Source organism: Streptomyces sp. NBC_00299, from assembly GCF_036173045.1.
GTDB lineage: Bacteria > Actinomycetota > Actinomycetes > Streptomycetales > Streptomycetaceae > Streptomyces > Streptomyces machairae.
Window position 1 is genome coordinate 8,525,120 of sequence record NZ_CP108039.1, and the last position, 22,757, is coordinate 8,547,876.

The 22,757-nt window shown below is 71.7% G+C and carries 22 protein-coding genes; 11 read left to right on the forward strand and 11 right to left on the reverse strand.

The features are described 5' to 3' along the window. Positions 1 to 48 precede the first annotated feature (48 nt). Entirely contained in the window at positions 49 to 2,115 is a 2,067-nt protein-coding gene (locus OHT51_RS37870; protein ID WP_328883410.1) for a serine/threonine protein kinase, read from the forward strand. Positions 2,116 to 2,117: 2 nt separating this feature from the next. Here OHT51_RS37870 and OHT51_RS37875 read toward each other — a convergent pair whose 3' ends face one another. Then, a complete protein-coding gene (locus OHT51_RS37875) occupies positions 2,118 to 2,900 on the reverse strand; it encodes a hypothetical protein (protein ID WP_328883411.1) in 783 nt (260 codons plus the stop codon). Positions 2,901 to 2,907: 7 nt separating this feature from the next. Continuing rightward, on the reverse strand, positions 2,908 to 3,957 hold the full coding sequence (locus OHT51_RS37880) for a LacI family DNA-binding transcriptional regulator (RefSeq protein ID WP_328883412.1): 1,050 nt from the start codon (positions 3,955 to 3,957) through the stop codon (positions 2,908 to 2,910). Positions 3,958 to 4,227: 270 nt separating this feature from the next. Here OHT51_RS37880 and OHT51_RS37885 point away from each other — a divergent pair, with 270 nt between their 5' ends. Beyond that, complete coding sequence (locus OHT51_RS37885) at positions 4,228 to 5,178, forward strand: ROK family protein (protein WP_328883413.1); 951 nt, start codon at positions 4,228 to 4,230, stop codon at positions 5,176 to 5,178. A 52-nt stretch (positions 5,179 to 5,230) separates the two neighbouring features. On the opposite strand, the gene OHT51_RS37890 is transcribed toward OHT51_RS37885, so the two are convergent. Further along, a complete protein-coding gene (locus tag OHT51_RS37890; RefSeq protein ID WP_443052647.1) occupies positions 5,231 to 7,240 on the reverse strand; it encodes an NPCBM/NEW2 domain-containing protein in 2,010 nt (669 codons plus the stop codon). A 181-nt stretch (positions 7,241 to 7,421) separates the two neighbouring features. Between OHT51_RS37890 and OHT51_RS37895 the strand changes: the two genes are divergently transcribed. From OHT51_RS37895 to OHT51_RS37905, 3 genes are all read left to right on the forward strand, one after another. Then, a complete protein-coding gene (locus tag OHT51_RS37895) occupies positions 7,422 to 8,408 on the forward strand; it encodes a TIGR01777 family oxidoreductase (RefSeq protein WP_328883414.1) in 987 nt (328 codons plus the stop codon). A 50-nt stretch (positions 8,409 to 8,458) separates the two neighbouring features. Then, entirely contained in the window at positions 8,459 to 8,740 is a 282-nt protein-coding gene (locus OHT51_RS37900) for a hypothetical protein (protein WP_328884628.1), read from the forward strand. A gap of 144 nt (positions 8,741 to 8,884) precedes the next feature. Further along, the gene (locus OHT51_RS37905) at positions 8,885 to 9,928 is read left to right on the forward strand and encodes an NUDIX hydrolase (RefSeq protein WP_328883415.1); all 1,044 of its coding nucleotides are present in this window, start codon (positions 8,885 to 8,887) and stop codon (positions 9,926 to 9,928) included. Here the strand turns inward: OHT51_RS37905 and OHT51_RS37910 are convergent. Continuing rightward, a complete protein-coding gene (locus OHT51_RS37910) occupies positions 9,895 to 10,953 on the reverse strand; it encodes a protein kinase family protein (RefSeq protein WP_328883416.1) in 1,059 nt (352 codons plus the stop codon). The genes OHT51_RS37905 and OHT51_RS37910 overlap by 34 nt on opposite strands. Before the next feature lie 25 nt (positions 10,954 to 10,978). Further along, positions 10,979 to 12,334, reverse strand: a complete 1,356-nt coding sequence (locus tag OHT51_RS37915; RefSeq protein WP_328883417.1) for a dipeptidase — start codon at positions 12,332 to 12,334, stop codon at positions 10,979 to 10,981. A gap of 133 nt (positions 12,335 to 12,467) precedes the next feature. Between OHT51_RS37915 and OHT51_RS37920 the strand changes: the two genes are divergently transcribed. Then, on the forward strand, positions 12,468 to 13,733 hold the full coding sequence (locus OHT51_RS37920) for a geranylgeranyl reductase family protein (protein ID WP_328883418.1): 1,266 nt from the start codon (positions 12,468 to 12,470) through the stop codon (positions 13,731 to 13,733). Between the two features lie 92 nt (positions 13,734 to 13,825). On the opposite strand, the gene OHT51_RS37925 is transcribed toward OHT51_RS37920, so the two are convergent. Then, complete coding sequence (locus OHT51_RS37925) at positions 13,826 to 14,275, reverse strand: nitroreductase/quinone reductase family protein (protein WP_328883419.1); 450 nt, start codon at positions 14,273 to 14,275, stop codon at positions 13,826 to 13,828. Between the two features lie 164 nt (positions 14,276 to 14,439). Here OHT51_RS37925 and OHT51_RS37930 point away from each other — a divergent pair, with 164 nt between their 5' ends. The 3 genes from OHT51_RS37930 to OHT51_RS37940 all read left to right on the forward strand — a co-directional run bounded on the left by OHT51_RS37930 (position 14,440) and on the right by OHT51_RS37940 (position 17,152). Then, the gene (locus OHT51_RS37930) at positions 14,440 to 15,129 is read left to right on the forward strand and encodes a TetR/AcrR family transcriptional regulator (protein WP_328883420.1); all 690 of its coding nucleotides are present in this window, start codon (positions 14,440 to 14,442) and stop codon (positions 15,127 to 15,129) included. A gap of 101 nt (positions 15,130 to 15,230) precedes the next feature. Beyond that, on the forward strand, positions 15,231 to 16,490 hold the full coding sequence (locus tag OHT51_RS37935; RefSeq protein WP_328883421.1) for a sensor histidine kinase: 1,260 nt from the start codon (positions 15,231 to 15,233) through the stop codon (positions 16,488 to 16,490). Beyond that, positions 16,487 to 17,152, forward strand: coding sequence for a response regulator transcription factor (locus OHT51_RS37940; protein ID WP_328883422.1), 666 nt, complete (start codon positions 16,487 to 16,489; stop codon positions 17,150 to 17,152). Before OHT51_RS37935 ends, OHT51_RS37940 begins: the two co-directional genes overlap by 4 nt. Here OHT51_RS37940 and OHT51_RS37945 read toward each other — a convergent pair. Together OHT51_RS37945 and OHT51_RS37950 are read right to left on the reverse strand one after the other, a co-directional pair. Next, positions 17,113 to 17,418: a DUF6332 family protein gene (locus tag OHT51_RS37945; RefSeq protein ID WP_328883423.1), complete on the reverse strand. Its 306-nt coding sequence runs from the start codon at positions 17,416 to 17,418 to the stop codon at positions 17,113 to 17,115. The two genes, OHT51_RS37940 and OHT51_RS37945, sit on opposite strands and share 40 nt — an antisense overlap. 189 nt (positions 17,419 to 17,607) lie before the next feature. After that, complete coding sequence (locus OHT51_RS37950) at positions 17,608 to 19,086, reverse strand: MFS transporter (protein WP_328883424.1); 1,479 nt, start codon at positions 19,084 to 19,086, stop codon at positions 17,608 to 17,610. Between the two features lie 85 nt (positions 19,087 to 19,171). Between OHT51_RS37950 and OHT51_RS37955 the strand changes: the two genes are divergently transcribed. Further along, the gene (locus OHT51_RS37955) at positions 19,172 to 19,549 is read left to right on the forward strand and encodes a MarR family winged helix-turn-helix transcriptional regulator (RefSeq protein ID WP_328883425.1); all 378 of its coding nucleotides are present in this window, start codon (positions 19,172 to 19,174) and stop codon (positions 19,547 to 19,549) included. Positions 19,550 to 19,588: 39 nt separating this feature from the next. Here OHT51_RS37955 and OHT51_RS37960 read toward each other — a convergent pair whose 3' ends face one another. Beyond that, positions 19,589 to 20,329 (reverse strand): maleylpyruvate isomerase family mycothiol-dependent enzyme, encoded by a 741-nt coding sequence (locus OHT51_RS37960; RefSeq protein ID WP_328883426.1) that lies wholly within the window; start codon positions 20,327 to 20,329, stop codon positions 19,589 to 19,591. A 182-nt stretch (positions 20,330 to 20,511) separates the two neighbouring features. Here OHT51_RS37960 and OHT51_RS37965 point away from each other — a divergent pair, with 182 nt between their 5' ends. After that, positions 20,512 to 21,087 (forward strand): DM13 domain-containing protein, encoded by a 576-nt coding sequence (locus OHT51_RS37965; protein WP_328883427.1) that lies wholly within the window; start codon positions 20,512 to 20,514, stop codon positions 21,085 to 21,087. A gap of 7 nt (positions 21,088 to 21,094) precedes the next feature. Here OHT51_RS37965 and OHT51_RS37970 read toward each other — a convergent pair whose 3' ends face one another. Continuing rightward, positions 21,095 to 21,484 carry a VOC family protein gene (locus OHT51_RS37970; protein WP_328883428.1) on the reverse strand — a complete coding sequence of 130 codons (390 nt, stop codon included), beginning with the start codon at positions 21,482 to 21,484 and terminating at the stop codon, positions 21,095 to 21,097. A gap of 65 nt (positions 21,485 to 21,549) precedes the next feature. Beyond that, entirely contained in the window at positions 21,550 to 22,719 is a 1,170-nt protein-coding gene (locus tag OHT51_RS37975) for an MFS transporter (RefSeq protein ID WP_328883429.1), read from the reverse strand. Positions 22,720 to 22,757 lie beyond the last annotated feature (38 nt).

The following is a 22,757-nucleotide window of genomic DNA, read 5'->3' on the forward strand; positions in this document are numbered from 1 at the left end:
TGTACGCCACGCAAGGCATGTCAGTGGTGTCACAGGAACGGGGCAGCGGTGTCATCGGGGGAGAACGGACAGGCGGACGAGACCGGTCGGCTGCTGGCCGGGCGCTATCGCGTGGTGGCGCAACTCGGGCGCGGCGGCATGGGCGTGGTCTGGCGGGCCGTCGACGAGGTGCTGGGCCGCGAGGTCGCCGTCAAGGAACTGCGTACCTACTCGGACGCCGACGGTCCCGAACTGGCCGATTTGCGGCTGCGGATGCAGCGCGAGGCCCGCGCGGCGGCCCGGGTCAAGCACTCGGGCGTCGTGGCCGTCCACGACGTCGCCGAGGTCGACGGACGCCCGCTGATCGTCATGGAGCTGGTCGACGGCCCCTCCCTGGAGGCGGTGCTGCGCGAGCGCGGCACCCTCGACCCGCGTGAGGCGGCCGGGATCGGCGCCAAGGTCATGGACGCGCTGGCCGCCGCCCACCGCGCCGGCGTCCTGCACCGCGACGTCAAGCCGGGCAACATCCTGCTCGACCGCTCCGGCCGGGTCGTCCTGACCGACTTCGGCATCGCCGCCATGGACGACCCGGGCGACGGCGCGGCCACCCAGCTCACCCGCACCGGCCATCTCGTCGGCTCCCTGGACTACTTGGCCCCCGAGCGCGCCCAGGGCGCCGATCCGGGCCCGTCCTCGGACGTCTGGGCCCTGGGCGCCACGCTGTACGCCGCGGTGGAGGGCTCCGCGCCCTTCCGCCGTACGTCGACGTTCTCCACGCTCACCGCGATCGTCTCCGAACCCCTGCCGGAGCCCGTCAACGCCGGGCCGCTCGGCCCCGTCCTGGCGCGTCTGATGGACAAGCGGTCCGAGTCCCGCCCGGAGGCCGACGAGGCACGCGAACTCCTCCAGACGGTGGCCGAGTCGGGCGGCACGGACGCGCCGACGGCGGCCCTGCGGAGCTCGGCGGACTCCGGGCCCGGGCGAGCCGAGACTGAGCGCAACGTCCACTCGGTGCCTCCCGGGTTCGGGCCCACACCTGCGGTCGCTCCTGACGGACAGGCGTACGGCGGCCAGGGCCAGGGCGCGCAGGGACCTCAGGGCGGCGACACGCCCCAGCAGGGCGTACCCGCCTCGGACCTGCCCGGGGCGCCACGCTTCGGAAGTGCGGGGCAGGACGCGAACAGCCCGGCGACTCCCGGCCAAGGCACCCCGCCGGCACAGGGCTTCGGCGCCGGAGGCCAACCTGGCTCGCCCGTACCCGGACACGGCCCCGGTGCCCAGGGGCAGCCCGCCGCATCGCCGTACGGCAGTGCGCCGGGGCACTCCGGCCAACCCGCGCACGGCTACGGCAGCCTCAGCCCCGCGCCGTACGACTCCGCCGCGACCGGCCCCATGGTCACGTCCTCCTCCGGCACCCCCTCCCGGCGCAAGAGCCGCGCTCTGCTCGCCGCCGCGGCCGTCACCGTGGTCCTCGCGGCCAGTGGAGTCACGGTCGCGCTGCTGAACAACTCGGGCGACACCAAGGCCGAGGAGCCGGGCACCTCGGCGGTGGCCGCCACGGACAAGTCAGCCGACGCGAGCGGCAGCCCCGACGTCGACCGCTCGGGCGACGGCGGCCTGACCGAGAAGGACGACGACAAGAAGTCCCCCGGCGCGTCCAAGTCCCCCAGCCACACGGCGGACAGCGAGCCCTCCGATCGCCCCAGCACCTCGTCCCCGACCAAGACCTCGGGATCGGGCGGCACCGACGGTGGCACCACGGGCGGCGGTTCCGGCGACGGCGGCACCACGGGCGGTGGAGGAACCACAGGCGGCGGCGGAACCACGGGTGGAGGCGGCGGACCCACGCCGGACCCGTCCTGCTTCGCCATCGGCGGCGGCAAGTACAACTGCACGGTCTGGAAGACCGCCAAGTCCTACACCGCCTCCGGCACCGAGGTCGGCATCCTCAACGCGGGCACCAACTACTTCTACTGCCAGCAGAACCTGGGCCGTCGGGAGACGTCCGGCCAGTGGACCAACGTCTGGTGGGCCAAGACGGACGACGACAGCGGCAACACGAACGTCTTCGTCAGCGACGTCTACCTCGAGGGCGGCAACAACGACGAGCCGGTGCCGGGACTCCCGGTCTGCTGAGCTCAGTTCCGGTCAACCCGGAGGTACTTCTCCAGGCCGGAGACCGTCACCAGGCGCTCCTCCACGAGCAGCCGCGTCCCCCGGTCGCACAACCCCGCGTCGGCGCGCGCACGCTCGCAGAACTCCTCGGGAGTGGCCCCGAACAGCTCCCGCAACCGGGCCGAGCCCAGCAGGAGCTCCGAGATCATGGGCCGCTGGCCGGGGTGGGTGCGCGGCGCGCCGGAGCCGTCGTGCAGGACGCCATGGCGGTTGACGTACACGTAGGCGCCCGGGAGCGTGCTGCCGTCCGCCGTCTCGATCCGTACGTCGGGCGCCGGCAGCCAGGCGCGGCCGAAGTTGCCGTCCGGCTTCGGCACGCCCTCGCTGGCGTCGATCACCGCCAGCTGCTCCGAATCGAGCCAGGTGATGAACAACTCCCGTACGTGGCCCGGTGCTTCGAAGGGCGACGCGGACACGTACCCCACGCGGCTCACATGCGCGGAGACACCCACCTCGACGCCCGTCACCCGCACCTTCACCATCGGCAGGGGAGTGACGATTCCGAAGGCGGCCATCTTGCGCCGCAGTTGGCCCGGACAGGCGTTGGAGCCGACCGCGAGGACGGGCACGCGGTCGTCGTACACGAGATGGTCCAGGGGCAACAGACGGTCCCCGTCGAGGAGTCCGGAGTCCGACGGCCACGCGCCCGGATACAGCAGCGGATGGTCGCGCGGCGCCTCAGCCAGGCCGAGTGCCTCCAGGGTGCGGTCGTGCAAGGGCTGCGAGCTGCTCGTGCGGTGGTCCATGGGCCGCTCAGTCCGCCGGCGGCAGCTCGCCCGAGCCGCGGGTGATCAGTCGCGTCGGCAGCTCGATGCGTTCCGGGGTGACCAGGGTGCCGTCCAGCTGCCGGAACAGCCGCTCGGCGGCGGTACGGCCCAGAGCCGCGGCGTCCTGGGCGACGACCGTGACGCCGGGCTGCAGCAGATCGGCGAGTTCGATGTCGTCGAAGCCGACGAGCGCGACACGACGGGCCTGCTCGGCGAGGACACGGATCACGGTGACCGTCACCCGGTTGTTGCCCGCGAAGATCGCGGTGACGGGGGAGGGGCCGGAGAGCATCTCCTCGGCCGCCCGGCGCACCCGCACCGGGTCGGTGACGCCCAGGGACATCCAGGCGTCCTCCACCGGTATGCCCGCGTCCTCCATGGCGGCCCGGTAGCCGCGCAGCCGCTCGGCGGCGGTGTGGATGCGGGGCATGTCGCCGATGAAGCCGATCCTGCGGTGTCCGTGGGCGATGAGGTGCGCGACCCCGTCGCGGGCGCCGCCGTGGTTGTCGGACAGGACGCAGTCGACGTCGATCTGCCCGGCCGGGCGGTCGACGAACACGGTGGCGACGCCAGCCTTGAGCTCGGGTTCCATGTACCGGTGGTCGTCACCGGCCGGAATGATGACCAGCCCGTCCACCCGCCGTGCGCACAGTGCCAGCGCCAGTTCCTGCTCGCGGTCCGGGTCCTCGGCGCTGGAGCCGTTGATGAGCAGGGCGCCGTGCGCTCGGGCGACCTCCTCGACCGCGCGGCTGAGCGGGCCGTAGAAGGGGTCCGCGAGATCCTCCAGGACCAGGCCGATGCTCGCCGTACGGCCCTTGCGCAGCACCCGCGCGCTGTCGTTGCGGCGGAAGCCCAGGGCGTCGATGGCCTCCTGGACGCGACGCTCCGTCTCCGGGGTGACGCCCGGCTCTCCGTTGACCACGCGCGACACGGTCTTGAGGCCTACTCCGGCACGCGCCGCGACGTCCTTCATGGTCGGACGGTTGCCGTAGCGGTTCTCCGGATGGCGATCGGAGCGGCGGATGGTCTCGGCCACGATGCGGTGTCCTGTCCTGTCGTCGTCCACGGGACGAGTCGATCCATGAGGCTCACGCGGTCCGCGCGGATGCGTCGGTCCATGGGGATGCGTCGGTCCATGGGTTTGTATGAGGATGTGGCGTCGAGCATAGAGCCTGGACAACGTTGTCAGATCCAGGGGACACTGTCCACCGCAATCTCCGGCCTGCGCCCCCACCGCGAGACCGGCTCGCCCAATTCCCGTGGTTGACGGGGAGATCCGAATGGTTGACGGGGAGAACTGACACTGATGCACACCGACCTCGTGGCTGCGCTCGACATCGGCGGCACCAAGATCGCCGGAGCGCTGGTGGACGGCCACGGCAAGATCGCGGTCCGGGCTCAGCGCGCGACGCCCGCCCGGGAGGACGGCGACACCGTGATGCGGGCCGTCGAGGAGGTCGTCGGCGAACTCACCGTGTCGCCCCTGTGGGGACGCGCCACGGCCCTCGGCATCGGCAGCGCGGGACCGGTGGACGCCTCCGCGGGCACCGTGAGTCCGGTGAACGTGCCCGGCTGGCGCGACTATCCGCTGGTCCGGCGCGTCCGCGAGGCGGCCGGTGGACTGCCCGTCGAGCTGATCGGCGACGGCGTGGCCATCACGGCGGCCGAGCACTGGCAGGGAGCGGCCCGGGGGCACGACAACGCGCTCTGCATGGTCGTCTCGACCGGCGTCGGCGGCGGCCTGGTCCTGAACGGCCGACTGCACCCCGGCCCCACCGGCAACGCCGGCCACATCGGTCACATCAGCGTCGATCTGGACGGCGATCTGTGCCCGTGCGGTTCGCGGGGCTGTGTCGAGCGCATCGCGAGCGGTCCCAACATCGCCCGGCGGGCGCTGGAGAACGGCTGGCAGCCGGGCCCGGACGGCGACACGTCCGCCGCCGCGGTGGCCGCCGCCGCGCGGGACGGGGACCCGGTCGCCGTGGCCTCCTTCGAACGCGCCGCGCAGGCCCTCGCCGCCGGTATCGCGGCCACCGCGACCCTCGTCGAGATCGACATCGCCGTGATCGGGGGCGGAGTGGGCAAGGCGGGCGACGTCCTGTTCACCCCGCTCCGCAAGGCCCTGCACGACTACGCCACCCTGTCCTTCGTCCAGCGCCTGACGATCACCCCGGCCCAGATGGGCACGGACGCCGGGCTGGTGGGGGCCGCGGCGGCCGCGCTCGCCGGGAAGGCGGGCGCGGCGGCGGGCGTCTGAGCACCCCGGCGGGCAGGAACGTTCAGTCACCGGGTGGGGGCGGGCGGACCGCTCAGCAGGTCAGTCGTGCCTCCGCCCAGTCCCCGTGGTCCGAGGTGACGCCGTCGCCGCCGTCGGTGACGACGAGCCGGACCACCTGGGCGCCGGTCACATCGGCCGTGAGCGCCTGGGCCGGCATCGCGTTGGTGAGGACGCCGGTCGAGGCTGCCCGGGAGCCGTCCGCCCAGATCTCGAAGGCGACGGTGCCGTCGGCGCCCTCCTCGTCGTCGACCCCGACCTGCGCGGTGACCGTCTCGCAGGCGCCGCCGGCGTAGTACTCGACGGTGCTGTCGGCGTGGACGCCGATCCCCGTGCCGTACACCACCCCGCCGATGGTGATCGGATTCCCGTCGCCCGCGTCGCTCTCGCCGTTGCTGGTGTTGCGCTCGACGGGGCCCCATCCGTTGGCGGCCGAGAGCCACGGAAGGTCACCGAGGCCGGACGTCCCCGAGGGTGGCGCCGCCACCACCGTCGCGGTCAGTGGCAGCGCGCTGTCGACGCGGACACCGGAGGGGGAGCGGTAACTCGCCCTGAGAGTGAGGCCGTACGACCCCGGCGGCGTCCCCTGCGGTGCGGTGACCGCCCACTTGGTGCGCAGGGAGCGGCCTGTGGAGAGCGCGGGCGAGGTGGTCGGTGACGTCGCCTTGACGGACCACCCCGAGGGGCCCGTCAGCGAGACGGACACGCGCTTGGCCGTCGTACGCCCGAGGTCGGTGACCGTCGACGTCAGGGCTGTCTTCTTGCCCGCCTCGACCAGCGGGCTGCCGTTCAGGCCGAGTTCGACGGCGGGCGGGTGCTGCACCGACTTGGGATCGGCGGCGACGCGCAGCAGGGCGGTGCCGTGCGCGGGGACGGTCGCGGAGATCGTGCCCGCGGTGTTGAAGCTCCGGTGCTGCCACAGGTCGCGCAGCGCGTAGGCGTCGGCGGCGGGCAGGCCGACCGCGTCGGCGCTCGTGGTGATGCGCTGCGCGCTGCCTGACTCGTTGAAGAGTGCCACCGCGCGGCTGCCGTCCCGCATCTCCTTGGCGACGACCCAGCGCCCGCTCTGCGAGGAGATCACCGTGCCCTGCTTGCCCAGCGGGTCCTGGTCGACCGCGATGACCTCGCGGTTGCCGAGGATCTCGAAGGTCTCCTCGCCGACCGAGCGCAGGTCGGAGCCGATGAGGAGCGGCGCGGCCATGATCGCCCACATCGAGAAGTGCGACCGGTACTCGGTGTCCGTCATGCCGCCGTTGCCGACCTCCAGCATGTCGGGGTCGTTCCAGCGGCCGGGACCGGCGTGCGGCGCGAGCGGCAGGTTCTGCTTGAGGATCGACAGCATCGAGCCCCAGTTGTCGCTGATGTCCCCGGTCGTGCGCCACAGCTGACCGACGTCGGCGGCCCACTCCCAGGGCTTGTTCTCGCCCCACTCGCAGATGCTGTAGACGATGGGCCGGCCCGTGGCACGGAGCGCGTCCCGCATGGTCGTGTAGCGCAGCTTGGCGTCCACGCCCTGGTTGTTGCAGTTGTCGTACTTGAGGTAGTCCACGCCCCAGTCCGCGAACTGCTGGGCGTCGCTGTACTCATGGCCGAGGGAGCCCGGGAAGCCGGCGGAGTTGCAGGTCTTCGTGCCCGCGCTGGTGTAGATGCCCATTTTCAGGCCCTTGGAGTGGACGTAGTCCGCGACCGCCTTGATCCCGTTCGGGAAGCGGACCGGGTCGGGTACGAGCTTGCCGTTCGCGTCCCTGGAGGGCAGGGCCCAGCAGTCGTCCAGGTTGACGTACTCGTATCCGGCGTCCTTGAGGCCCTTCTCGACGAAGATGTCCGCGATCCCCTTGACCATGGCCTCGTTGAACTCGGCACGGCAGTGCGTGGAGTTCCAGTTGTTGAAGCCCATGGGCGGGGTGAGGGCGAGGCCCTCCGCCGGGGCGGGAGCCGTGGGGGCCGCGGCAGCAGGGGCGGCCAGTCCCGCCGCGCAGAGCAGGCCTGCGGCGAGTGCTCCGACCACTCTGGTGCGGGTTGTGCGGGTGTGAAGGTTACGCACCGTTACGTTCCTCCGTACCTGCGAAGACGGATGACGACATGTACGCGTCATAGTGCGTTCACGGTAGAACCTGTCGGACTGTGTTGGAAGTCGTCGGAGGACGAAATGGTAGGCCGAAGGGAGTTTTTGAACATGTTCAACGTTCTGGGGTAAGGTCGTTCCCACACGAGAGGGGGAGCCGATGAAGATCGTGATTCCCGGGGGAACCGGGCAGGTGGGTGCGGTCCTGAACCGTGCGCTGAGCAGTGCGGGCCACGAGATCGTCGTCCTGACGAGGCGGCCCACGCGCGGCGGCGAGGTGCACTGGGACGGCGAGACCCTGGGGCCGTGGGCCGCGGCGATCGACGGCAGCGACGTCGTGATCAACCTGGCGGGGCGCAGTGTCAGCTGCCGCTACACCGCGCCCAATTTGCAGGCCATGATGGATTCGCGGGTGCACTCCACCCAGGTCGTCGGTGAGGCGATCGCGAGCGCGGTCCGGCCGCCGCGGGTCTGGCTGCAGATGAGCACGGCCACCATCTACGCTCACCGCTTCGACGCGCCCAACGACGAGGCGACGGGCATCATCGGCGGCAGCGAGCCCGATGTGCCGGACTACTGGGCCTACAGCATCGACATCGCCAGGTCCTGGGAGCGGGCGCAGGAAGAGGCCGACACGCCGCACACCCGGAAGGTCGCCCTGCGCTCCGCCATGGTGATGAGCCCCGATCGCGGCGGCGTCCTGGACATCCTGTTGCGGCTCGCGCGGCTGGGCCTCGGCGGCCCTGTCGCGGGCGGCGGCCAGTACATCTCCTGGATCCACGACCGCGACTTCGTCCGCGCGGTCGAGTTCCTGATCGAGCGGGAGGACCTCATCGGGCCGGTGAACATGGCCGCCCCCGAACCGCTCCCGCAACGCGCGTTCATGCGGGGCCTTCGCGCCGCGTCGCGCGTCCCCGTGGGCCTGCCCGCGACGAGGTGGATGGCGGAGATCGGTGCGTTCGCACTGCGCTCGGACACCGAGCTGCTGCTCAAGAGCCGCCGCGTCGTCCCCGGCCGGCTGCTCGACGCGGGGTTCGCCTTCGAGTACGCCCGCTGGCCGGAAGCGGCCGACGATCTCGTACGGCGCGTGCGGCAGCGCCGGCTCGACCGGGGCCGGACCGGGGCCGGAGTCCCGTCACTGACCTGATCGCGCGAAGGGGAGCGTGACTCCCCGCCCGTTCCACAGTTGAACCGGCCATGAAGAAGCGCAGCATGCTCGCCATCGCCTCCCTGGCCACCGGATTCGTCGTCGCGGCGGTCACCCCGTCCCACGCCGCCGAGACCCCCGCCACCGGTGGTGGTTCCCCCGCCACCGGGTTGCCCGCCGCCGGGATCCCCGTCAGCGGCGCTCAGACGAAGGTCGCCGGCGTGAACGTGGACAACGCCCTGGACACCGTCGGCCGGGCCATCAACCGGGAGACGGACCGGGCCGTGAACGACGCTCCGCACGGGAAGACCAAGAACGGCAAGAAGGGCTGACGAGCCACCGGCACGACCGCACGGCGCCGGAGCCCCCGAATCCGCGGGGCTCCGGCGCCGTTGTCATGCGCTCTCTACGGGAGCTGGTTTCCGTGGCAGGGTGGAGCGGGCAAGCCACAGGGGGCCAACAGAAGAGGGGGAAACGTGATCGTTTGGATCAACGGTGCGTTCGGTGCGGGGAAGACCACCACCGCACGGGAACTGATCGAGCTGATCCCGAACAGCACGCTCTTCGACCCCGAGGTCATCGGCGGCGCACTGACTCACCTGCTCCCGCCCAAACACCTCACCGAGGTCGGTGACTTCCAGGACCTGCCGATCTGGCGACGTCTCGTGATCGACACGGCGGCCGCGCTGCTCGCCGAGCTCGGCGGGACCCTCGTAGTACCCATGGCGCTGCTGCGCCAGGAGTACCGCGACGAGATCTTCGGTGGCCTCGCCGCCCGCCGTATCACCGTTCAGCATGTGCTCCTCGCCCCGGCGGAAACGATCCTGCGGGAGCGAATAGCAGGGCGGGAGGTCCCGTCCGACCTACCCGACGGCGAGATACGGGTCCGGCAGTGGTCGTACGACCGCTTGGAGCCGTATCGCGCCGCACTCGCTTCCTGGCTCACCACCGACGCGTATCCCGTCGACAACGGCGGCCTGACCCCGTACGAGACCGCCGTCCGTATCGCCGAGGCCGTCGGCAGTGGTTCGGTCCCCGCCTGCGACATCGTGCAGACGCCCGAGCCCACCGCCGAGACCCTCGCTTCGGGTGTCCTGCTCTTCGACGAGGAGGACCGCGTGCTGCTGGTCGACCCCACCTACAAGGCCGGCTGGGAGTTCCCAGGTGGCGTCGTGGAACCCGGCGAGGCGCCCGCGCGTGCGGGCATACGCGAGGTCGCCGAGGAGACGGGGATACGGCTGGAGGACGTGCCGCGCCTCCTCGTCGTCGACTGGGAACGGCCCTCGCCCCCCGGATACGGAGGGCTGCGCCTCCTCTTCGACGGCGGGCGCCTCGACTCGGCGGAGGCCGAACAGCTCCTGCTGCCCGGGCCCGAACTGCGCGACTGGCGCTTCGTGACCGAGGCGGAGGCGGCCGATCTGCTGCCGCCGGTGCGGTACGAGCGGCTGCGCTGGGCGCTTCGGGCGCGCGAACGCGGGGCCGCGCTCTATCTGGAGGCGGGCATGCCGACGCCTTCCTGAGCGAGCTCCAGCGCTTCGTACGGGTACGGCGTCCGCCGGCTCTCGTTCTGGAGCCGCCGGGCGAAGTCACCCATCACGACGGCGAGCGGCGCATACCGCTCGATGATGCCGGCGGCGACCCGCGGGATCCCCTGGGGCCTGAGGCCCTCGGCGCAGGCACGAACGAAGGTCTCGCGGTCGTCCCGGCCATGGCCGTACAGGGCGGTCGCGAGCCAGTTCACCAGGTGGAAGGCGGTGTAGACGCGGTCGTAGTGCCGGTGCCGCGCGAAGAAGTCGAGCTCCTGCGGGGTGAGGCGGAAGCGGGCGGAGAGAGCGAGGCCGTAGTCGGCGAGGTAGAGCCGGCGCCCGTCGGTGAGGATGTTCCGGAAGTGGGCGTCGAAGTGCAGCAGCCGGGCCTCCTGGAGAAAGTCCGTGAGGGCTGTGAGCTCCTTTTCCACGAAGGCGCACGCGGTATCGGCCTCGTCCGTGCGCAGCCGGGCGTCCAGCCAGTCGTGCAGGGTGTGCGCAACGTACTCCAGGAAGAGCGCCAAGCACGCGGTCGCCGTCCGTAGTCCCTCGATGCGCTCGCGCACCTGCGGGCCGCCGCCCCAGTAGGTGACGGCCCGCTCCACGTCGGCCAGTTCGGCGGGGAGGGGCTGCGGCGGCTGCGGCAGGATCCGCCAGTGGTGGGTCAGCGGGAAGCCCGTGAACCGGTCGGCCAGCACCCAGTTCGTGGTCATCGTATGCACGGCGAGTTCGCGCCAGGCGCCGAAGCCCGGACTGCCGATGCCGTAGTGGAAGTAGGCCGGCAGGTCCAGGACGTTCGCCGTGGAGCGAGCGTTCTCCGGCCGCAACTCGACGTCGGTGAGCGGGACTCGTTTCACGAACACGCGTCTGCCGTCGACCTCGATCAGCGTCTGCCGTCCGCCGATTCCCGTGCCGAGCGGCGTCCCCTCCGCCACGAGGTCCGCGAGCTCGTGGTCGGAGAGAAGCGCCAGGGACGTGGCGATGTCGGTGTGGGCGGTGAGGCGCTCGGTGCGGGTCATGGGACCCATCCTCAGCGCAAGTGCCTCAGCTTGCCGCGTAGTTGCGCAGGAACAGGGCCTCGGCGACCGACAGGCGCTCCAGTTCCTCCGGGGACACGCTCTCGTTCACGGCGTGGATCTGGGCCTCCGGCTCGCTCAGGCCGATGAGGAGGATCTCCGCGTGCGGGTAGAGGGAGGCGAGGGTGTTGCACAGCGGGATCGAGCCGCCCTGGCCTGCGTACTGCATCTCCTGGCCCGGGTACGCCACCGCCATCGCGTCCGCCATGGCCTGGTACGCCGGGCTGCTCGTGTCGGCGCGGAACGCCTGGCCCTGGCCTATCTGCTCGGTGCGCACCCGGGCACCCCACGGCGTGTGCGCCTCCAGGTGGGCCTGGAGCAGCTTGGTCGCCCCGGCGGCGTCCACGCCCGGCGGCACCCGCAGGCTGATCAGCGCCCGGGCGCTCGCCTGCACGGACGGGGTGGCGCCGACGACCGGCGGGCAGTCGATGCCGAGGACGGTGACGGCGGGGCGTGACCAGATCCGGTCGGCGACCGTGCCGGAGCCGATCAGCTCGACGCCGTCGAGGACCTTGGCGTCCTTGCGGAACTGCGCCTCCTCGTACTGCAGCCCCTGCCACTCCGACTCGTCGGTCAGTCCGTCCACCGTCGTCGAACCGTCCTCGGCGCGCAGCGAGTCCAGGACGCGGATCAGCGCGCCGAGCGCGTCCGGAGCGGCGCCGCCGAACTGGCCGGAGTGCAGGTTGCCTTCGAGCGTGTCGATCTGCACGCGCATGAGGGTCATGCCGCGCAGCGTCGAGGTGACCGTCGGCAGTCCGACGCGGAAGTTGCCCGCGTCGCCGATCACGATGGTGTCGGCCGCCAGCAGGTCGGGGTGCGCCTCGGCGTACCGCTCCAGACCGCCCGTGCCCATCTCCTCCGAGCCCTCGGCGATCACCTTCACGTGCACCGGCACGCCGCCGTTGGCCTTGAGCGCGCGCAGCGCCAGCAGGTGCATGATCAGGCCGCCCTTGCAGTCGGCGGCGCCGCGCCCGTACCAGCGGCCGTTACGCTCGGTCAGCTCGAACGGCGGGGTGTGCCAGGCGGCCTCGTCCAGCGGGGGCTGCACGTCGTAGTGGGCGTACAGCAGGACCGTCTTCGCGCCCGCGGGGCCGGGCAGATAGCCGTACACCGACTGCGTGCCGTCGGGGGTGTCCAGCAGGGCCACGTCCTCGAAGCCCTCCGCGCGCAGGGCGCCGGCGACCCAGCGGGCGGCGCCCTCGCTCTCGCTCTTCGGGAACTGGTCGAAGTCCGCCACCGACTTGAAGGCCACCAGTTCGGTGAGCTCCGCCTTCGCCCTTGGCATCAGCGAGGCGACGGTCTCGGCGACCGGATTCGACGACATGGGCACGCTCCTTGTGGGTGCGACGTTGTACCAGTGAGTGCTGTGATCCTCCCACAGCGGCCTGCGACGACGCCCGCCGTAGGATGCGGGGGACAGCAGGCGTAGGCGGCTTGATCGGGAGCAGTAGACCATCGTGAGCAGCGAGAACTCTTCGGCGGACGACGTGCAGCAGGTGTGGGACGTCGTCGTGGTGGGCGCGGGACCCGCGGGGGCCTCGGCCGCGTATGCGGCGGCCGTCGCCGGGCGGAGCGTGCTGGTGCTGGAGAAAGCGGATCTGCCGCGCTACAAGACATGCGGCGGCGGCATCATCGGCCCCTCGCGCGACTCGCTCCCACCCGGCTTCGAGCTGCCCTTCCGTGACCGGGTGCACGCGGTCACGTTCTCCAACAACGGCCGCTTCACCCGCACCCGCCGCTCCAAGCACATGCTGTTCGGGCTGATCAACCGCCCCGATTTCGACCAGCAACTGGTCGAGCACGCGCAGAAGGCGGGCGCCGAGGTGCGTACGGGCGCGACCGTGCAGCGCGTCGAGCAGCACGGCTCGGCGGTGCCGGACCGGCGCAGCGTCGCCGTGGTCCTGCAAGGCGGCGAGACGCTGCTCGCGCGGGCCGTCGTCGGTGCGGACGGCAGCGCCAGCCGGATAGGAGCCCACGTCGGGGTGAAGCTGGACCAGGTGGACCTCGGCCTGGAGGCGGAGATCCCGGTGCCGGAGACGGTCGCCGAGGACTGGCAGGGGAGGGTGCTCATCGACTGGGGGCCGATTCCCGGCAGTTACGGCTGGGTGTTCCCCAAGGGCGACACGCTCACGGTCGGGGTGATCTCGGCGCGCGGTGAAGGCGCCGCGACCAAGCGGTATTTGGAGGAGTTCATCGGGCGGCTCGGCCTCGCCGGGTTCGAACCGAGCATCTCCTCGGGCCACTTGACGCGTTGCCGCGCCGACGACTCGCCGCTGTCACGCGGGCGGGTGCTGGTGTGTGGTGACGCGGCGGGCCTGCTGGAGCCGTGGACGCGCGAGGGAATCTCGTTCGCGCTGCGGTCGGGACGGCTCGCGGGGGAGTGGGCGGTGCGGATCTCCGAGGCGCACGACGCGGTGGACACCCGGCGCCAGGCCCTGAACTACGCCTTCGCGATCAAGGCGGGACTCGGCGTCGAGATGAGCGTCGGCAAGCGGCTGCTGACGGCGTTCGAGCGCCGTCCCGGGCTCTTCCACATGGCGCTGACCGGTTTCCGGCCGGCCTGGAAGGCGTTCATGGACATCACCCGCGGAGCCACGTCACTGGGTGAGATGGTCCGTAGCCACCCCATGGCCCAGCGCGCGCTGACCGTGCTGGACAACCGTCAGGCGCCGGACGCGACTGCGTCCGCGGCGCCTCCGGCGGCCGACGAGGCCACTTCCTGACGACGAGCCGGGTGACTTCGTGTCGACGACCGGGGCATTTCCGTACGACGCCCCGGTCGCTTCCCGGGTGACTTCGCGGGTCACTCGGTGGGTCACTTCTCGACGGCGATCCGGAAGACGGGATGGTCCGGGGCGGCTGCGATGATCTCCTCGTCGGAGGACTTCGCGGTGACCCCGTCGAAGTACTGGTTGACCTCCCAGCCCCACTTCTCCAGGTAGGTCCGCAGGATCGGGAGCTTCATCTCGTCGGGAATCTCCACCGCGGAGAACTGGCGCAGCTTGCGCCCCACGCGCAGTTCCCCGCCGCCGGCGGCGCGCATGTTGCGCACCCACTGGGAGTGGCCGCGGGCCGAGACGAGGTACTGCGTGCCCTCGTACATGTGCGGGTTGACCGGGATGCGCTGCATCGTGCCGCTCTTGCGCCCGCGCACGGACATCTCCGCTGTGCCCGCGATGCTGAACCCGTGCCGGGCCAGCCAGCCGACGACGCTGTTGAAGCGGATGTTCAGCGGACTGCCTTTGACGTAGTACGGCGACGACATGGTGACTCCCGGAGTGTGATCTGCAGGGTGGCCTGGAGTGTGACCTGGATTAGCGAGAGCACTGCTCTCGTTTGGGAGCAGTGTGCACGAGACTGCCGATCCAGAGCAAGAGCAATGCTCTCGAATATGTGCACTGCTCCATGTTCCATGGGAGACTGGCTCACATGAGCAGCACCACACAGGGCGCACGTGCCCGGGCCAGGCTGGAAGTCACGGCGGCCATCAAGGACGAGGCGCGCAGACAGCTCGCGGCCGAGGGCGCCGCGAAGCTCTCGCTGCGCGCCGTCGCCCGCGAACTCGGCATGGTCTCCTCCGCGCTCTACCGGTACTTCCCCAGCCGGGACGACCTGCTGACCGCTCTCATCATCGACGCCTACGACTCCCTCGGCGAGTGCGCGGAGGGGGCGCACGACAAGGCCGCCGACGCCGGGCCCGTCGGGCGTTGGACGGCGGTCGCGGAGGCCGTACGCGACTGGGCGCTGCGGCATCCGCACGAGTACGCGCTGATCTACGGCTCGCCCGTGCCCGGCTACACCGCGCCCGACACCACGGTCCCGCCCGCCTCCCGCGTCGGCCTCCTCTTCATCGGCATCCTCCGCGACGCCCACCAGGACTCCGGCCTCACCGAACCGCCCCTGTCCGCGGAGCTGCGCCCCGAGGCCGAGCGCATGGCCGCCGACCTGGCCCCTGACCTCCCCCCGGCGACGGTCGCGGCCCTGATCGCCGCCTGGGCCCAGCTGTTCGGGCTCGTCGGGTTCGAGCTGTTCGGGCAGTTCCACCGGGTCGTGGAGGACCGCGAGACGTTCTTCCGGCACGCGGTGGGCCGGCTCGCCCAGGACGTGGGCCTGGCGTGAGCCGCCGAGGAGGGAGGGGAGGGCGTACTTCGCGGGGAGTATCCGTGATCACCACGCCGGGGTGACGCCGCCCGGCGGCCATCGCGTCTAGCGTGGCGGGCATGGATGAGCAGCAGGTGCGCCGGGGCGGCGGTCCGCCGATGTGGTGGCGGCAGGGGCCGCCGTGGTGGAACCGCTGGGAGGACGAGGAGCACGCCCGTCGCTGGCCCTGGCGGTCCACGCTGCTGCTCACGGTCTTCGTGATGGCCGGCTCGAACTTCGCGGCCGAGGGGCAGCTGGACGACCGTGCCCCGCTCGACCCCTTTGCGCGCGTCCTGCTGTTCGTGGCGTCCGCCCTGCTGCTGTGGCGCAAGCGGCACCCGGTGGCCGTGGTCTTCGGGACGGCGGTCGCCGCCACGCTCTATCTCGGCGCCGGATACCCGTACGGCCCGGTCTTCCTGGCCGTCGCCGTGGCCTGCTTCAACGCCATCGTCACCGGACACCGCAAGGCCGCGTGGGCGGCGGTCGGGGTGTTGTGGATCGGGCACGCCCTGGTCGCCCACTGGCTGTACCAGTGGCTGCCGCCCTCCGGTGACACGGCCGCCCCCTGGGGACAGGAGGGCGTGATCGCCGCCTGGGTGGCGGCGATCGTGGCGGTGTCGGAGCTGGCCAGAACACGACGCGAGCAGTGGGTGCGGGAACGCGCCGAGCGGGCGCAGGCGGCGCGGCGGCGTGCCGACGAGGAGCGGCTGCGGATCGCCCGCGAACTGCACGACGTCCTCGCGCACAGCATCTCCGTGATCAATGTGCAGGCGGGCGTGGGGCTCGCCCTCCTCGACACCGACCCCGAGCAGGCGCGTTCGGCCCTCACCACCATCAAGGACAAGAGCAAGGAGGCGCTCGGCGAGGTCCGCCAGGTCCTCGACACCCTGCGCACCCCCGGCGACGCGCCCCGCTCCCCGGCCCCCGGCCTCGACCGGCTGCCCGAACTCGTGGAGCAGGCAGCGAGCGCGGGCCTCACCGTCGAGGTCGAGGGCGAGCCGCCCCGCCTGGCACCCGGCACGGACCTCGCCGCCTTCCGGATCATCCAGGAAGCCCTCACCAACGTCGTACGCCACTCGGAATCACGGCACGCACGCGTGCATCTCGACCCCTCCGACAGGACGACGCTACGGCTGCGCATCGACGACGACGGTCCCGCGACCGGCACCGACGCGGGCGGCAGCGGCAACGGACTCGCCGGAATGCGGGAGCGGGCGGCCGCCCTCGGTGGCACGATCGAGGCGGGCCCGCGTGCCGACGGCGGGTTCCGGGTACTGGCCGTACTGCCGTTGAAGGCTCCCGCCGGCGAACCGAGCAACCACGTCAAGGAGGACCGGTGATCCGCGTACTGCTCGCCGACGACCAGTCACTGGTGCGGGCCGGCTTCCGCGCGCTGCTCGACGCACAGCCCGACATCGAGGTGGCGGGAGAGGCCTCCGACGGCGAGGAGGCGGTGCGCAAGGTGCGCGAACTGCGGCCCGACGTCGTCCTGATGGACATCCGCATGCCGCTCCTCGACGGCCTCGCCGCGACCCGCCGGGTCACCGACGACGGCGACCTCACGGGCGTCAAGGTGGTCATGCTCACCACCTTCGAACTGGACGAGTACGTCTTCGAGGCCATCCGCTCGGGTGCCTCCGGCTTCCTGGTCAAGGACACCGAGCCCGACGAACTCCTGCGCGCCGTAAGGGCGGTGGTCGAGGGCGACGCGCTGCTGTCGCCGGGGGTGACCCGCCGCCTCATCGCCGAGTTCGCCGCCCGGTCCAAGGAGCCCGCTGCCGCCGACGCCCTCGCCGAACTCACCGAGCGCGAGCGGGAGGTGATGGCGCTGGTCGGCATCGGACTGTCCAACGAGGAGATCGCCCGGCGCCTGGTGGTCAGCCCGCTCACCGCGAAGACCCACGTCAGCCGCACGATGGTCAAGCTCGGCGCCCGCGACCGGGCCCAACTCGTGGTGCTGGCCTACGAGTCCGGGTTGGTACGGCCGGGCTGGCTGGGCTGACTGCCTTCGCCCTCGGCGGCCTTCCGCTGCCCGAAGCGGACCAGCACGCTGACGACGCGGGCGACGAACAGCACCGCGGCCGCGGTCGCCCCCGCGGCGACGAGTGTTCCGCGCGTCCCGGCCGACACGTCGAAGGCGAACGCCGGTCCGGCCACGGCCCCGAACAGCAGGGCCGCCGCGAACGCCGCACTGCACAGGGCGTATCCGATCTCGACGGTGATCGCGTCCCGCTCGGCCTGACTGCGCCGTCCCCCATACATGGCCATACAGGGAGTTTCACAGGCGTGCGCCCGGCGGGGCAAGCGGGCGCCGCCGGGCGCACGACGAGGAGGCCAGGAGGCTTCCCTCGACCGTCTCTCTCAATGCATTCTCACGGGCATGCGAGCGGTTCGAGGAGTACGGTGCCGAGGCGTGCTTCGGTGTGTGGTCCTCCGGCACGTGATCCTCACGGATTCCTAGTCGCGTACGGTGACACGTTCCGCCTCCAGGGACGTGGACTTGGCGACCACGACGGTCCGCTGCCCGCGGCGCGTGCGCAGTCCGGTGAGGGCGATCAGCAGACCCACGACCGCGATGCCCGTGATCACGACCAGCGCCGGCATGTAGCTGTCGAGGTGGGCCTGCGGGGAGGCGGACTCCTCGGGCGTGTTCGCGGTCAGCACCGCCGTCACCACGGCCAGGAAGAGCGCGCCGCCCACCTGGACCGAGGTGTTGAGCAGGCCCGAGACCATGCCCTGCTCGTGTTCGTCGACGCCGTTCGTGGCCTGGACGTTCAGCGAGGGGAAGGTCAGCGCGAAGGCCGAGCCGACCAGCAGCATGGTGGGCAGGATCACCGCCGCGTAGACCGGGTCGAGGTCGATGCGCAGGAACAGGACATAGCCGGCGACCATCAGGGCGAAGCCGATCGCGATCAGCCGTGCCGTGCCGAACCGGTCGATGATCGCACCGACCTTCGTCGCCGACAGCGCCACGAGCGCGCCCGCCGGCAGGAACGCCAGCGCCGTGTGCAGCGCCGACCAGCCGAGCAGCTCCTGCATGTAGAGCGTGACCAGGAACTGGAAGCCGATGTAGCTGCCGACAAACGTCAACGCACCTAGTTGCGCCCGTACTTGGGCCCCGGAGCGCAGGACGCCGAGCCGGATCAGCGGGCTCGGGCTGCGCCGCTCGACGCGGACGAAGGCCGTCAGCAGGACGACGACGGCGACGAAGGACAGGACCGTGCGCGCCGAGCCCCAGCCCGCTTCCGGCGCTTCGACGACGGTGAAGACGAGCAGCAGCATCGAGGCGGTACCGAGCACGGCACCCGGGATGTCGTAGCCGCCGGTGGTCTTCTCGCGCTCGGTGCGCGGCAGCAGCTTCAGGCCGACGGCCAGGGCGATCAGTGCGACGGGCGCCGGGAGCAGCATGGTCAGGCGCCAACTTGCCTCGGTGAGCAGGCCGGAGAAGACCAGCCCCATCGAGTAGCCGGTGGCACCGCAGGTGGTGTAGATCGCCAGTGCCCGGTTGCGCACGGGGCCCTCGGCGAACGTCGTGGTGATGATGGACAGGCCGGCAGGTGCGGTGAAGGCGGCGGCCAGGCCCTTGATGAAGCGGCTTGCGATCAGCAGCGGGCCCGAGTCGACGAGCCCCCCGAGCAGCGAGGCGAGCGCGAAGACGGCGAGGGCCACCAGGAAGACCTGGCGTCGGCCCAGCAGGTCGGCGGCCCGTCCGCCGAGGAGGAGCAGTCCGCCGTAGCCGAGGATGTAGCCGCTGACGATCCATTGCAGGGTCGAGGTGGACAGGCCCAGGTCGGCGCCGATGGACGGCAGGGCGACGCCGACCATCGACACGTCGAGTGCGTCCAGGAACATCGCGGCGCACAGCACCAGCAAGGTGCCCCACAGCCGGGGGGTCCAACGTCCGTCGGACGCGGGGGTGATGAGCGGAGAGGTCATGGCCGAGACACTACATGCGCATGCATTGAATGCGAGCGCATTTAATTCCAGTGCAACAAAACGCGATTTCTGCTACGGTGCGGCCATGGCGGCGACGAAGGCCGAGCGGGCGCTCGTGGACCAGTGGCGGGACATCCTGGCGCTGCACGCGCGTACGCAGTGCGAACTCGACCGTGCGCTGCACCAACACGGCCTGTGCGCCAGCGACTTCGAGGTCCTGGACGTGTTGGCGGTCGGCGCCTGTTCGTACCGCGTCCAGGAGATCTCCGAGCGCGTCCATCTGAGCCAGAGTGCCCTGTCGCGGCTGATCGCCCGGCTGGAGAAGGACGGACTCGTCGAGCGCGGGATGTGCGCGGAGGACCGGCGGGGTGTGCGGGTGGCGCTCACGGCGAAGGGGCGCACGCTCCACGGCGAGGTGCTGCCGGTACAGCGCGCGGTGCTGACGAGGATGCTGGCGAACTGACGGGCGTGCGGCCCGGGTCGAGGCGCGCGGTGACGCCGTTCAGCTCCAGGTGACTGCCGAGTTCTCCCGCCACAGCGTGGCGACGGCGGCGTCGCCGGTCACGTGCGGGAACGGCAGCCGGTTCCACAGCGCCACATACAGCTGTGCGACCCGACCGGAGATCTCGCAGTCGGTCTCTGCGGCATCGCCGCGCACGGCCACCGGCGGTTCCTGCGACAGCCGTACGGTCCACACCGTGCCGTCCGTGTCCGTCGCCCGCACCCGCAGCACCCGGGGTTCGGCGCTGCGGACCCGGCTCCTGCGCCGGGCGTGGAAGGCCAGCAGCAACTCGTCGATGCCGTCCGCCGCGAAGTCGGGGTCGATCCCGCTCGGGGTGCCGCCGCGTGCCGTCTCCGCGTCGAAGCGGTGCACGGTCGTCTCGTGCGCCTGTCTGCGGGCCCAGAACGCGAGGGGCGACGGAGCGGGCAGGAACTGCCAGCACTGCACGTCGGCCGGGGCAGCGGCCAGTGTGCCGACCAGATGGCGGTGCCCCTCCCGGAACCAGGCGAGCAGCGCGGCGCCGTCGAGGTCGGGCAGGCCGCCGTCAGGATGCGCGGAGGTGCGGCCCTCGGCCACGAACGCCGCCGCCCAGCGGTGCACCATGCCGGTGTGCCGCAGCAGATCCCGCACCTGCCAGTCCGGACAGGTCGGCACCTCGGCCTCGGACCCGGCCTCCTCGGCTGCCGCTGCCAGCAGCTGACCCTCGCGGTCCAGGGTTCGGACGAAGTCGGCGGTCTCCATGGGGTGAGTGTGCCGGACGGGGCGCCGGCCGTCCCGGCGGCCGTGCATCGGGGCGTCGGGACGGCGGGACGGCGGGACGTAAGGGTTTCGTCATCACCCTCGGTATGCACGGCGGGCCTCGAATTCCGTTGAATGGACGTCGACGGACGGCCGACGGATGACTCTCGGAAAGCGGGGCGGTTATGGGGCGGGTGCGGAGGAAGCTGTTCGGGCCGTGGGGCATCGGGGCCCTGGCGCTGACCGTGGCCGTGGGCGGCTTCGGGCTGTACTGGTTCCAGCCGTGGAAGCTGTGGCAGGACCGGACCGTGGAGGAGGCCCTGCCCGCGGCGGCCCAGACCCCGGCGGGAGCGACCTCCTCCACGGGGGCAGCCTCCCCGGAGGGGGCGGCCTCTTCGGCGCCCGGCCCCGAGACGCTGGCCGGCGGTGCGCTGATCAGCCATGAGCACGCGACATCGGGCACGGTGAAGCTCGTACGGCTGGCCGACGGCTCCCATGTCGTGCGCCTGGAGAAGCTGGAGACCAGCAACGGGCCGGACCTGCGCGTGCTGCTGACGGACGCGCCCGTGAAGGAGGGCACGGCCGGCTGGCGCGTCTTCGACGACGGCGCGCACATCAGCCTCGGCAAGCTCAAGGGCAACAAGGGCAGCCAGAACTACGTGGTGCCGCAGGACGTCGATCTGTCCCGCTACAGCAGCGTCAGCATCTGGTGCGACCGCTTCGACGTGTCGTTCGGGGCGGCGGAGCTTGCGCGGGTCTGAGGGGCGTTCAGGACGGGCTGGGAAACAGGCAGAACTCGTTGCCCTCGGGGTCGGCCAGGACCCAGTGGTCCTCGTGGCGGTCCTGGACCGTCGCGCCGAGGGCGGTGAGCCGGCCGAGCTCGGCCTCCGGGTCGGTGGAGACCAGGTCCAGGTGGAGGCGGTTCTTCACGCGCTTGGGCTCCGGGACGAGCTGACACCACAGCCGAGGGCCGCCGCCACGGGGTGCGACGAGCACGGTCGGATCGTCCTCCGGGCCCGAGATGCCTTGCGCGCGCAGCCGCGCCGGCTCGGCGTCGTCGTACGGGGCGACGTCGTAACCGTCGAGGGCGGCGGCCCAGAAGCGGGCCGTCGCGGCCGGGTGGGCACAGTCGAGGACGAGGTCGTGAAGGCGTGCCATCCGGTCATCATGGGACCGGGGCGTGGGCCGGACAACGTCCGGGTCCGGGGGGCGTACGAGCTGGGTCAGTTGGGCGTCGTACGCCGGGTCGCGACGCCGATGAGCGTGGCGATCGCCGCCAGTACGGCGACGCTGGTGAGGGCGACGGACAGGGAGAACCAGTCCGCCATGAAGCCGATGGCGGGCGGTCCGAGGAGCATGCCGCCGTAGCCCAGGGTGGAGGCGGTCGCGACTCCGCTCGGTCCTGCGAGGGTGCCCGCGCGCTCGACGGCGACGGGGAAGAGGTTGGCGAGACCGAGCCCGGTCACCGCGAATCCGAGCAGCGCCGCCCACAGAGAGGGCGCGAGCGAGCCGAGAAGCATCCCGGCCACCGCGGTGGCGCCGCCCGCGACGACGGTACGGCCGTGGCCCAGCCGTTCGAGGAGGGCCGTACCGGAGAGCCGGCCGATGGTCATGGCCAGGGCGAAGCAGGAGTAGCCGATGGCGGCGACGCCGGGTGTGGCGTCCAGGTCCTGTTCGAGGTGCAGGGCGCCCCAGTCGGCCATGGCGCCCTCGCCGTAGGCCGTGCACAGGGCGATCAGGCCGAAGACGATCACCAGTCCGCGGGTTCTGGAATCCAGGCGGCGCGGGGTGTCCTTCGCGGGGCGTCCGGGGCTCGCGGCCGTCGGCGGCTCGTGGCGCAGCAGCGTACGTCCCGCCACGGCCGTCACCAGCAGCCCGATGGCGGCGAGGCTCAGCAGATGCCGGGCCGGCGAGAGGCTCCCGGCGACCAGCCCGCCGAGGCCCGCGCCGACCATGCCGCCGAGGCTGAAGGCCGCGTGGAAGCTGGGCATGATGGGTCGGCGCAGGGCGGCGACCAGGTCCACGGCGGCGCTGTTGAAGGCGACGTTGATTCCGCCGTAGGCGGCGCCGAAGATCAACAGGACGGCGCCGAGCGCGAGCGTCGAGTGGGTGAGCGGAGGCAGCGCCACGCTGAGCGAGAGCAGGACGGCGCAGACCACGGTGACCTCGTGGGTGCCGAAACGGCGGCAGAGACGGCCGGTGAGCGTCATGGTGAGCACGGCACCGGCGGAGACGCCGAGGAGGGCCAGACCGAGGTCGCCGGCCGACGCGCCGGTCTGCTCCTTGATGGCGGGGATGCGGACGACCCAGCCGGCGAACAGGAAGCCGTCCAGGGCAAAGAACGTGGTCAGGGCTATGCGGAGGCGGGAGAGGTCGTTCGGGGTGCCCGGCACGGCGTTGTGCGATCGGGCTTTGTTTATTTGCGGCACAA

Excerpts from the sequence above, each read along its gene's own strand:
- OHT51_RS37930 (WP_328883420.1), top strand. The coding sequence starts at position 14,440 with ATGAGCAGCACCACACAGGGCGCACGTGCCCGGGCCAGGCTGGAAGTC.
- OHT51_RS37915 (WP_328883417.1), bottom strand. The coding sequence starts at position 12,334 with ATGTCGTCGAATCCGGTCGCCGAGACCGTCGCCTCGCTGATGCCAAGG.
- OHT51_RS37970 (WP_328883428.1), bottom strand. The coding sequence starts at position 21,484 with ATGGCACGCCTTCACGACCTCGTCCTCGACTGTGCCCACCCGGCCGCG.
- OHT51_RS37875 (WP_328883411.1), bottom strand. The coding sequence starts at position 2,900 with ATGGACCACCGCACGAGCAGCTCGCAGCCCTTGCACGACCGCACCCTG.
- OHT51_RS37960 (WP_328883426.1), bottom strand. The coding sequence starts at position 20,329 with ATGGAGACCGCCGACTTCGTCCGAACCCTGGACCGCGAGGGTCAGCTG.
- OHT51_RS37950 (WP_328883424.1), bottom strand. The coding sequence starts at position 19,086 with ATGACCTCTCCGCTCATCACCCCCGCGTCCGACGGACGTTGGACCCCC.
- OHT51_RS37885 (WP_328883413.1), top strand. The coding sequence starts at position 4,228 with ATGCACACCGACCTCGTGGCTGCGCTCGACATCGGCGGCACCAAGATC.
- OHT51_RS37945 (WP_328883423.1), bottom strand. The coding sequence starts at position 17,418 with ATGGCCATGTATGGGGGACGGCGCAGTCAGGCCGAGCGGGACGCGATC.
- OHT51_RS37935 (WP_328883421.1), top strand. The coding sequence starts at position 15,231 with ATGGATGAGCAGCAGGTGCGCCGGGGCGGCGGTCCGCCGATGTGGTGG.
- OHT51_RS37965 (WP_328883427.1), top strand. The coding sequence starts at position 20,512 with ATGGGGCGGGTGCGGAGGAAGCTGTTCGGGCCGTGGGGCATCGGGGCC.
- OHT51_RS37910 (WP_328883416.1), bottom strand. The coding sequence starts at position 10,953 with ATGACCCGCACCGAGCGCCTCACCGCCCACACCGACATCGCCACGTCC.
- OHT51_RS37900 (WP_328884628.1), top strand. The coding sequence starts at position 8,459 with ATGAAGAAGCGCAGCATGCTCGCCATCGCCTCCCTGGCCACCGGATTC.
- OHT51_RS37955 (WP_328883425.1), top strand. The coding sequence starts at position 19,172 with ATGGCGGCGACGAAGGCCGAGCGGGCGCTCGTGGACCAGTGGCGGGAC.
- OHT51_RS37895 (WP_328883414.1), top strand. The coding sequence starts at position 7,422 with ATGAAGATCGTGATTCCCGGGGGAACCGGGCAGGTGGGTGCGGTCCTG.
- OHT51_RS37925 (WP_328883419.1), bottom strand. The coding sequence starts at position 14,275 with ATGTCGTCGCCGTACTACGTCAAAGGCAGTCCGCTGAACATCCGCTTC.